The sequence below is a fragment of the Pseudoalteromonas lipolytica genome (genome assembly GCF_900116435.1).
Taxonomy (GTDB): Bacteria; Pseudomonadota; Gammaproteobacteria; order Enterobacterales; family Alteromonadaceae; genus Pseudoalteromonas; species Pseudoalteromonas lipolytica.
Genome location: NZ_FPAZ01000024.1, coordinates 35,940 through 46,627 on the forward strand (window position 1 = coordinate 35,940; position 10,688 = coordinate 46,627).

A 10,688-nucleotide genomic window follows, 5' to 3' on the forward strand; every position below is an offset into this window, starting at 1 on the left:
AATTCCACAGCTTTATTAATGTTAAAATAGTGCTTTTTTTGAGCGTTTAATTAATTTTTGTATCAATTTATTAATTTTTTATAAACAAAACTCTGGATATTTTGTTTAATTTGTTTATTATTTGTTGGTCGCGACGCATGTCCGATAACAAATAATAAACAAGCTTATGCAAAATATAGCCACAGTATAGTGGTCCAGGGAGAATCAAATGTTAAATAATAAAGTTTCAAAAGCTGTTCGCTTAGCGATCGCTTTTGGTGCAGCTTCAGCTGCTTCTTTTTCTGTTAGCACTATGGCAGCAGAAGATGAAGAAAGTGCTGAAAAGGTTGAGCGAATTGAAGTAACTGGTTCACGCATTAAGCGTGTTGATATGGCTACTGATTTACCAATCACAGTAATTGACCGTGAAGCAATTGAGCTTAGTGGTGAATCTTCAGTTGCTGATCTACTTCGTAACACAACTTTCAACAGTCTGGGTTCGTTTCGTCCACAGTCTGGTAGCTCTGCGCAAGGTGCTACTACTGTAAGTTTACGTGGTCTAGGTTCTGACCGTACATTAGTTCTAGTTGACGGTCGTCGTTTACCTAAGTCAACACTTACTGGTTCTAGCCAAGATTTAAACTTCATCCCAATGGCAGCTGTTGAGCGTGTTGAAATTCTTTCAGATGGTGCATCAGCATTGTACGGTTCAGATGCAATTGGTGGTGTAATCAACGTAATCACTCGTAAAGATTACAACGGCGCAGAAGTTACATTAGGTTCTGGTCGTATTGAGCATGAAGGTGGCGATCGTGAAAATGGTTCTGTAGTTTTCGGTGCTTCTTCTGATAATGCATCAGTGCTTGCAGGTGCTTCATGGAATGGTCGTGATATTGTTTACGCTCGTGACTTCCCTTGGTATTCACCAGGTGGTTCAGTGTACTCAAACAACTTCACAACAATGGCACAAGATGATGAGGGTAATTACATCCCAGGTGCAAGTAACTTTGATTTCTTCTCGCCAGAAGCTACTTGTGAAGGTGTTGGTAACGAAAACTTCTACCGAATTGGTGCGCGTTGTGGTTTTAACTTCGCAGCTGTATCTGCTGATGAAGCGTCAATTAAAAACCGTTCAGCTTTCGTAAAAGCACGTTTTGACATCAATGATGACTGGAGCATTTTCTCTAACATCAATATCGCACAAACTAAGTCATTTGGTCGTTACGCACCAGGTCTAGATGAGACTGCATATGGCCCAGACCAAATTGATGCGGATAGCCCAAATAACCCAACTAACCCTGATAGCCCTATTTACGATCCTTCGTTAGAGCTTGAGCAACAGCCACTCGATTTTTGGCACCGTTTTGCTGCTCTAGGTAATCGTGATAACAACCTTTCTACAGAGTTGAAAGATATCACATTCGGAACTAATGGTATGATTGGTAGTGTTTCAGTTGAAGCTGGCGCACGTAAAACAATCAACGAAAGCCACAACGTAGGTAGTGGTTACATTCTTCGTAGTATCGCTCGTCAGTATATCAATGACGGTACTTACATGTTAAACGACCCGTTTGGTGCTTCAGCAGAAGTACGTAACGCGATGACTGTAACGACGTCTCGTACTGGTAAATTTAACCAAGAAGAAGTCTTTGCGAATGCGGCATTTGACATCATGGAAACTGATGCTGGTGCTATCCAAGGTTTCGTAGGTTTTGAATACCGTACAGAAGATTATGCTGATAACTACGATTCACTTTCTGAAGCGGGTCAAGTAGGTGGTTCATCAGGTAGCTCTGCAGGTGGTTCACGTTCTGTTCGAGGTCTATTCTTCGAAGCGCTAGTACCAGTAACTGAGCAATTTGAACTAAACTTCGCTGGTCGTTACGATGATTATTCTGACTATGGTTCAGATTTCTCACCAAAAGTATCTGCTCGTTATAACCCAATTGATGCGTTAGTACTTCGTGCTTCTTGGGGTAAAGGTTTCCGTGCACCGTCATTACCAGACCTTACACAACAGCCAGCAGAGTCTGCTGACTCAGTAAGCGATGATTTAACATGTGCGGCAATCGGTGAGGCAGCTGGTTGTTCATCACAAATTAATGCAACTGTTATCTCTAACCCTGATCTACAATCTGAGCAATCAGAGCAAATGTCATTAGGTATCGTATATCAAGCGACTGATAACATCGATTTTGAGCTAGACTACTATGATATCGAGATTACTAACCGTATCCGTGCGTTTGGTTCTCAATACATTATTGATGCAACATTACGTGGTGACTCACTTCCGCCAGCATTTACAGTAACTCGTGCACCAAATGGCGGTATTACTAATGTAGTTCGTGGTTTCGGTAACGATGGTACACTTGAAACTTCTGGTTTAGACTTTAAAGCACGTTCAAGCTTTGATTTCGGTGATGCAGGTCGTTTAACAACTAACTTAAACATCTCTCACATCCTTGATTACAGCACGGACGGTGGTCGTAACTTCGTTAAAGACCCTGGTGTACCACAACAACGTCTAACATTATCAAATGTTTATTCAGTTGCTGATTTTGATGTAACTTGGAACTTAAACCTTATTGATAGCCAATGTGAAGACATCGATGCAGATGGTAAGTGTATTGGTCATATTCCTACGTGGGTAACTCATGACCTTCAAGTAGCGTATAACACGCCTTGGAACTCTAAGATCAGCTTCGGTGCTCAAAATGCATTTGGTAAAGAGCCACCTCTATTTGCTTATGATGGTCGTGACTACAACTTCAACCTATACTCAGGTTTCGGTCGTATCATGTACTTCAACTTTAAACAATCATTCTAATATTGTTTAAGTTTAACTAGAAAAGAGCGACATTATTATATGTCGCTCTTTTATTTTATAACCTCTTTCGCCCCTCTTTATTAATACGAATACACAGTAGAGACTTTAATTATAGAATCTAGCTTTTTGATTCTTTATAATATGAGCTGGAGTGTGTGCGTATCAAATTCGGACTTTATTATGCATTGGGAACAATATTGGAATTCAACAGATGGTTTTTCAAGTTTTGCAGAACTTAAAAATGAGTTTGGTTACCCTAAAGAAATACTGCATTTTTGGCAGAAAACTCTTAGTGAAATAAGCAGTGAAAATCTAAAGGTACTTGATTTAGCAACCGGTAAGGGGGCACTTGCTATTTGGCTAAAAGCTGCGGCAAATTCACAGAATAAGTTGGTTGATATTTATGCTTGTGATGCGGCTGACATAGACGTAAGTTCGATAAAGTCAAATGATGTGAAATTAGAAAAAATCATTAAAGATATAAATTTTTCATTTGCGACTAACCTTGAACAGTTGCCTTATGAAGATGATTGTTTTGATCTGTTAGTTAGTCAATTTGGCTTCGAATATTCGTCGTGGGAATCATCCCTCAAAGAAGTGACCCGGGTTTTAAAACCAGGTGGCCAAGCGGTGTTTATGATGCACAGTGCATCATCACAAATTGCACTAAACTCGGCAGCAGGACTGTCAGTGTTTAAATCTTTGGTTGAGTTGGAACTGTTTGAAAAACTAAAAACATTGGTTGATCTCAAGCTTACAAATCAGCAGCTTGAGTTTACTAACAAAAATAAACAACTCATTAAATCACTAAATGAGTTTTCACTGGACAATAATTCATTACAGTGGTTTCAAGATGTTGTAAGTAATGTTGCAAGAATAATGCAAAACATTAATTCAGAGTCGCATACTGCAATTGATAAATTACAGACTAATGTTGAATTTCAAATTAAACGGCTTGAAGAGCAAACACGTGTGTCAATGACTGAAAACTCTATTCGCAGCGCATTCGATGAAGCGAGTCTAGAATTAAAGATTAAAAGTATTAACCCAATGTCCGTTGATGAAGAACACTTTGCATGGACCGTTGTTATCGAGTAAAGAGGCAAGGGCCCCTTGTTTAGTTAAAACGAGTCTCCCACTGAATATTTCTATTGTGTTTCTGTGTATTTATCACTAATAAAAGGACTTTAAATTTAAGTTAGCGTTACAAAAAAGCATGAACATTATAAAAACTTCCTAGTAAATATAAGCTGCTCAAATTAATTAATGCACGCTATTTATAAGAGCAGTGAACTTTTTTATTTTCTCAAAGCGTATCACAACTAGGTTAATAAACTTAATTATATACACTCTGTTTAACATTAAGCCGTTAGAGGTTATTTAACTAACGGCTTAAAATTTTGCTAATTTTATTTCTGGTTCTTTAAACTCTATTTAAGATTTTCATCTAAAAACTTTGTCATAGCATTGTAAAAATCAGTGCGATTTTTAGGCTTATGATAACCATGCCCCTCATTTCTTACCATTGATTCATAAGGGTAATTAATTCTATCAAGGGCTGAAGTTAGCGCTTCATATTGCTCCATAGGAACCCTAATATCATCCGAGCCATGAGCTATAAAAAGTTTAGCCTTAATTTTATCAACATTATATGCAGGTGAACGAGATTTCTGATCTTCTACGTCCATACCATGCACAGTATTTAAAAATTTCACCCCAGAATCTCTCGTTGGGATATCTCCACTGGAAAACATTTCAGGGATAGAGTATACGCCTACATATCCAATAGCACATTTGTACAAGTTAGGCTCTCTTACTGCGCCCATTAGTGCTGCGTAACCACCATAACTCCCACCATATATACAGATATTATTTTTATCGATAATTTTTTGCTTTATAGCCCAGTGGGTGGCATCAGTTACATCATCTTGCATTTTTGTACCCCAATTTTTGTAACCACTCTTTAAAAATGAGCTACCATAGCCACCAGAGCCTCTGAAGTTTACTTGCAACACTGCATATCCAATACTTGCGAGATACTGAGCTTCAGCATTAAACCCCCAGAAATCTCTGACACCATGAGGTCCCCCATGCAGCATTACTACTGCAGAGTAAGGTTCTTTTTTATTATTTGGTATCGTTATATAACCGTGTAATACGACACCATCTCGTGCTGATATTTTGAATGGCTCTACAGTTGCTAGTTCCTTTTTGTTTATTTTCTCGTTCATCGAAGCGACAAAACTCGCTTTCTTCGAGGTAATGTCGTAAAGGTAAAATTCTGTGGGTGATTTATCTGATGAAACTTCAAAGACAGAAAGCTTTTGTTCTTTGGCATGACTTGTAAATCTTAGCCTATATGCGTGGAATGAGTCACTTAGCCTTTTTAAAACATCGTTATCCCCTGCATCCGAGAAATAATGATATGCAGGGTAATTGGGATCATACGTAACACCCACAACCTCACCTGAAAAGCCATATATAGGTGTTGAAATATCAACATCTGCGTCTTCTATCAGTTTCTTAAGTTCATTTGTTTCCAAATTAAAAGAAAATACGGCTATGTTCTTAGTGGTAGAGTCATTAGTAAAGTACGCTAAATTTCCTGACTTGTTCATGCCAATAATTGAAAGGTTATCACCAGGATTATAATTTAAGATTCCTAGGTTAAATGTCTCCCAGTCTGAATTAGGTGTCTTTTTATAGAACATGTTGAGTTCACCTTTCCCCATTTCATGCTCTTCTTTTTCAACATAACTAAAAGCAATTCTTGGTTGGCCTGACACATCTGCAACCATGCCAAAGACATCTTCTTTAGGTTGATCTGCTTGATAACTAGAACGACCATTATAAACATTTACCTTATGAACTTTTACTGCAAAATCATCAGCATAATGTTGTTTTGTAACTAATATGTTTTCTTTGTCGTCAGGTAAAATACTTAAAATGTTGTAAAACGATGTTTGTGACGCTAACAATTCCCGTCGGTTAGAGCCGTCAAAGTTTGAAGCTATGAAGTAAGGTGAACCACCTTTAGTATCTAAATAACCAACGGTTTTTTTGACTGACATGATGAAGCGTTCATCATTTACCCAGATGACGTTAGCTATTTTTTGATATTCACCAAATCCATAACTGGATAGCACTTTTTTTGTCTTTCTATCGAGAATCACAAGCTTAACTTGTGTCTCATCTTGAAATGTAATCGAAAAGTATTTTCCATTAGGCGAGATTTTTACTTGTTGATAATCTTTGCTGTTAAAGAAGTCTTCAAGGGTGTTTTTAGCAAAAGTCATTTGGCTAAATAGTAAAAGTAAGAGGCCTAAACTTTTTATATATCTCATATCAATCCAATTGTTTTTGGTTTTTTAATTGTAGGTATTAAGAATATCAGAGTTGAAAGTGTTGTAAATACATTGTTGTAACATAGTTTTATCATATGTAATTTAGTGTAGGTTGAAGTAATTGTTCTAGCTCTTTGGTATTGGCTTTGAATGCAATGGTTTCATGTCTTTATTTATTTTTAATGCTTGCTTTTACGTTTGTTAAATTTTTGTGTTTTTATGAGGGGTTTTTATAATAAGTTTTGGAAGATTATATTTAATATTTTGTACTATTAATTTTTACGTGAATGAAAATAAACTTTATATTTGTAATGGTGTTTTTTAGAAATGTCACTTCTTTACTTTTTATATTAGATCTTTTGTCATTCAACAATATTGAATTAAGAATAGGGTAGTGCTTCAGTTATGAAGTAGCCGTCCATTTCATTTCGCATAGCAGCTGCATATTTTGACACTGATATGCCATTAATCTCGAACATTTAAAATCTTTCCTGCGTCTCAAATTTAGCTTTCTGGCCATTAAAACTAAAAATACATTAAAATCAAGTGCTTATGATTGGGTGGTGAGTTTGACATGTAAATGTACATAGCTGATCCGTCTATCGGGTGGTAATTATGCCGAAGGCTATCAAAGCTACTTTTATTTATGAAAAGTTGTGTCTTTAGTATTTTATATTAGCAAATCATCAGTGCTTATAACCTTTTTGACTTATGAGGACGTTATAGGTGATGAGCTTAGTGGTTGTTCATTGTTCTGTTTTTTGGATTTATGTGTTTTAAGGTTGATGCTCTCTTCTTTCCTGCGTTTTTAGACTGTCTCCCTTTAAGCTAGTGGGGTTTTAATGTTTTTTTTAAATATGCATTATTAATATATTGTTGCAATTTTGTTTTTACATTGTTTGGTTTGTTTTAAATTTTTTATTTTTTGTTGCGTTTGTATTTATATTGATTTTATTTTAAAAGGCGCAAGTTAAAAACATGTTGACCAGAAGTTATCTAGGATATTAGTATTTAATCACCGCATTAAGGTATTAGTGCCTATGGCGGGGTTAAATAAAAATTAATAAGTCATAATATGGATATGACCAGGGAGAATACAATGTTAAATAATCAGGTTTCGAAGGCCGTTCGCTTAGCACTTGCTTTCAGTGCAGCGTCAACTTCACTATTCTCTGCAAGCTCTATTGCGGCAGATGAAAATGATGAAGGCGTAGAAAAAGTTGAGCGTATTGAGGTTACAGGTTCGCGCATTTTTCGTGAAGGGGCTATCTCTCCATCACCAGTTACTGTAATTACAGGTGAAGATTTAGTAAGCACTGGTGCAATGAATATCGGTGAGGTTTTAAACAAGCTACCTGCACTAGCAACGACGTATTCACTGGCTAACTCAGGCCGATTTATTGGTACAGCCGGTGTAAGCTTACTTGATTTACGTGGTATGGGTAGTGAGCGTACGTTAGTACTTGTAGATGGAAAACGTCACGTTTCTAGTGCCCCAGGTACATCTTCTGTAGATACAAATACTATTCCTAGTGCGTGGATTGAACGAGTTGAGATTATCACCGGTGGTGCGTCAGCTGTATATGGTGCTGATGCTGTAACGGGGGTTGTTAACTTCATTTTAAAAGAAGAAATAACAGGCCTTAATGTATCTGCAACGAAAGGGTTTGCGGATAACAATAATTATGAAAATGAGAAGTTTACTTTTTCATACGGTCAAGATTTTTCAGAAGGGCGCGGTAATGCGGCTATCTCTTTCGAATACAATTCACAGGATTCTCTAAATGCATTAGATAACCCGTGGACTTCGACATCTTATGCTTCGATGCCATATGAAGTCGTGACAGGTATGGAAAGACCTGAAGATATGCTAGACAGTGAAGATTTTCCAGACAAAATAGTAGTACCAAATGCGGGCTATTATTTAATCTCTAACGCGGGTACAGTTTGGAACCCTAACACTGGTGCGATTATGGGTCGATTTAACCCAGACAGCACGTTAGGACCTGTAAATACAGGCAGTTTTGAGGACGGCTCATATTGTGGTGGCCCAGATTGTGATTATATTAATTTACGCCAATATTCGGAAATTCAGCCAAAGTTTGACCGCATTAACTTAAATTTCAAAGTTAATTATGATGTTACAGATGACTTGAATGCATATTTCCAAGCAAAGTACTCTAAAACCGAAGGGGAAAATATTGGTCAGCCTTTCTTCCGCTTCTTCAGTGGTGCAAACTTAATAAAGCGTGATAATGCTTTCTTATCTGAAGATACAGCAGCCCTAATGGATCAAGAAGGTCTATCGATCATTGGTGTCAATAAAATGTACAATGATATCGGTCGCCGCTTAGAAGAAAATACGCGTGAGACAACACGATTCGTAGCAGGGTTCAAAGGTAATTTGACTGAAGACTGGAGCATGGATATATCTTTGGTACATGGTAAGTCAGAGATAGAACGTATTAATGGTGCAAACGTCATCATGGCTAATTATGCCAATGCAATAGATGCGGTTTTTGATGACGCAGGAAATATTGTTTGTCGTAGTGAAGAAGCCCGTGCTGATGGCTGTGTAGCTGCTAATATTATGGGCGATGGTGCTATTAGTCAGCAAGCGATTGACTATGTAACTACGACGTCTGTGGGAACTTCAGAGATTGAGCAAACTGTGTTTAATGCGACATTCTCTAATTCTGCACTTTTTGAATTACCTGCGGGTATGGTTGGTTTCGCCGGTGGTATCGAATATAGAGACGAATCAAGCGTCACTATTGAAGACCCATTTGCTAAAACCGGGGCTACTTTCTTTAATGCCCTAGGTGAAACCGATGGTGGATATGATGTATCTGAAGCATTCTTTGAATTATCGATTCCATTACTAGAAGAAGTCTTTTTAATCGATTCACTCGTTTTAGACACGGCTGTTCGTTATGCGGATTATTCTACAATTGGTGATGCAACAAGCTGGAAGTTAGGTTTAGATTGGACCATTAACCCAGAGTTGAGAGCACGTTTCACTGTTTCAGAAGCAATGAGAGCACCAAACATTGACGAGCTATTCTCTGGTCAGAGCCAGTCATTTACTAATGTAGATGATAGTTGTAAGGTTTCTGAGTTGGATCAGTTAAGCGCTGAGGGCAGAGCAATACGTGCTGCAAACTGTGCTGCATTAGGTGTTCCAGCAGACTTCGATTCTAACTACGATAGCGCAACTCTTGAAACTTTAGTCGGTGGTAATCCTGATTTGCAACCTGAAGAATCAAAATCAATTACGGCTGGTATCGTTTATCAACCAAGTTGGTTAGAAGGCTTCAGCGTAACTGCGGATTACTGGGAAATTGACATTGACGATACAATTAGTGGTATCGGTTTCCAAACTATTATTGACCGTTGTGTTGATTCGCCTACAGGTGTTGATAATCAATTCTGTAATTTAATTACTCGCGATCCTGAAACGAGCGAAATTACCCTACTAAAAGGGTTTGCGCTTAACATTGCTCGTAGTTTAAACTCTGGTGTTGACTTTGAGTTTGCATATGACTTTGACGCACTAGGTGGTCGATTCAATACTAGCTTCATTGGTACATACCTAATTGAAGCAAAAGATTATCCATTCTCAGCAGAGCCAGAAAACTACACTGATTATGAAGGTGTTTTAGGTGAAGAGACATGGCAAGGTAATCTAACCGTTGATTATACTTACAATAACTATAAAGTTGGTTTTAGCACACGCTTTATAGATGGTGTTGAACTATATGATCACACGTCGTTAGATACTAACCCAAATCCATCAAGTGAAATGCGTTATGGCTCATACTTTATAACTGATGCTTCATTCGCATATAACTTTGAAAATGGTGTTGGCCTTAAACTGGGTGTTGACAACTTATTTAACCGTAGGTTACCAGGAAGCACAACGGGTACAGGTGCAGGCTCAGCCATCTATGACAATATCGGTCGATTTGGTTACCTTCAAGCATCTTATAAATTTTAATACAGTATAATTAGTCTGTATTATCAATAAAATACACCATAAAGAACGTTCCTGTTCTTTATGGTGTATCATTCATCATTACGCTCCAATAGCCTTTCCTTCGTACAAGAATTAATACCATATATGGACTCTCTCCGATTGCAAGACAGTAATTGATAGAATTTCAAAGTTCATTGCTGCCATATATTCGGCTTTTTTATGAGCAGATTTATCCGCTCTAGCCCTGATGGATATCCGCCCCTATCACCTTATCAATCTCGACGGCTTCTAACAGCCTTTGGTATTATCAGGTTTAAATAGGACGGCTATGAACCGTTTTCCGTCAATCTCAATCTTTGCAATTTTTGCTATTGAACTTTTGTCTTTTAATTGCGGTTAATGTTTTTATACAAATTTGTACCTCTCTTGTTTTACGGTCATCGCCCATGCCATTCGCGCCATTTTATTCGCTAATGCAACCACTGCTTTATTAAATGGCAGCCGCTCCCGCAGGTTATTTGCCCATAAGCTTACCTTGTCAGCTTTACTCCCCGATTTGACT

At 37.7% G+C, this 10,688-nt stretch carries 4 protein-coding genes; 3 read left to right on the forward strand and 1 reads right to left on the reverse strand.

The window, feature by feature from the left end; translation table 11 throughout:
- The first annotated feature begins 208 nt into the window (after positions 1-208).
- Both BM378_RS19005 and BM378_RS19010 read left to right on the forward strand, forming a co-directional pair.
- Complete coding sequence (locus BM378_RS19005; protein ID WP_036969455.1) at positions 209-2,806, forward strand: TonB-dependent receptor plug domain-containing protein; 2,598 nt, start codon at positions 209-211, stop codon at positions 2,804-2,806.
- A gap of 180 nt (positions 2,807-2,986) precedes the next feature.
- The gene (locus tag BM378_RS19010) at positions 2,987-3,904 is read left to right on the forward strand and encodes a class I SAM-dependent methyltransferase (protein WP_074989795.1); all 918 of its coding nucleotides are present in this window, start codon (positions 2,987-2,989) and stop codon (positions 3,902-3,904) included.
- 332 nt (positions 3,905-4,236) lie between these two features.
- On the opposite strand, the gene BM378_RS19015 is transcribed toward BM378_RS19010, so the two are convergent.
- Positions 4,237-6,150 carry an alpha/beta hydrolase family protein gene (locus BM378_RS19015; RefSeq protein ID WP_074989796.1) on the reverse strand — a complete coding sequence of 638 codons (1,914 nt, stop codon included), beginning with the start codon at positions 6,148-6,150 and terminating at the stop codon, positions 4,237-4,239.
- Between the two features lie 1,099 nt (positions 6,151-7,249).
- Here BM378_RS19015 and BM378_RS19020 point away from each other — a divergent pair.
- A complete protein-coding gene (locus BM378_RS19020; RefSeq protein WP_074989797.1) occupies positions 7,250-10,147 on the forward strand; it encodes a TonB-dependent receptor domain-containing protein in 2,898 nt (965 codons plus the stop codon).
- The last annotated feature ends 541 nt before the right edge of the window (positions 10,148-10,688 follow it).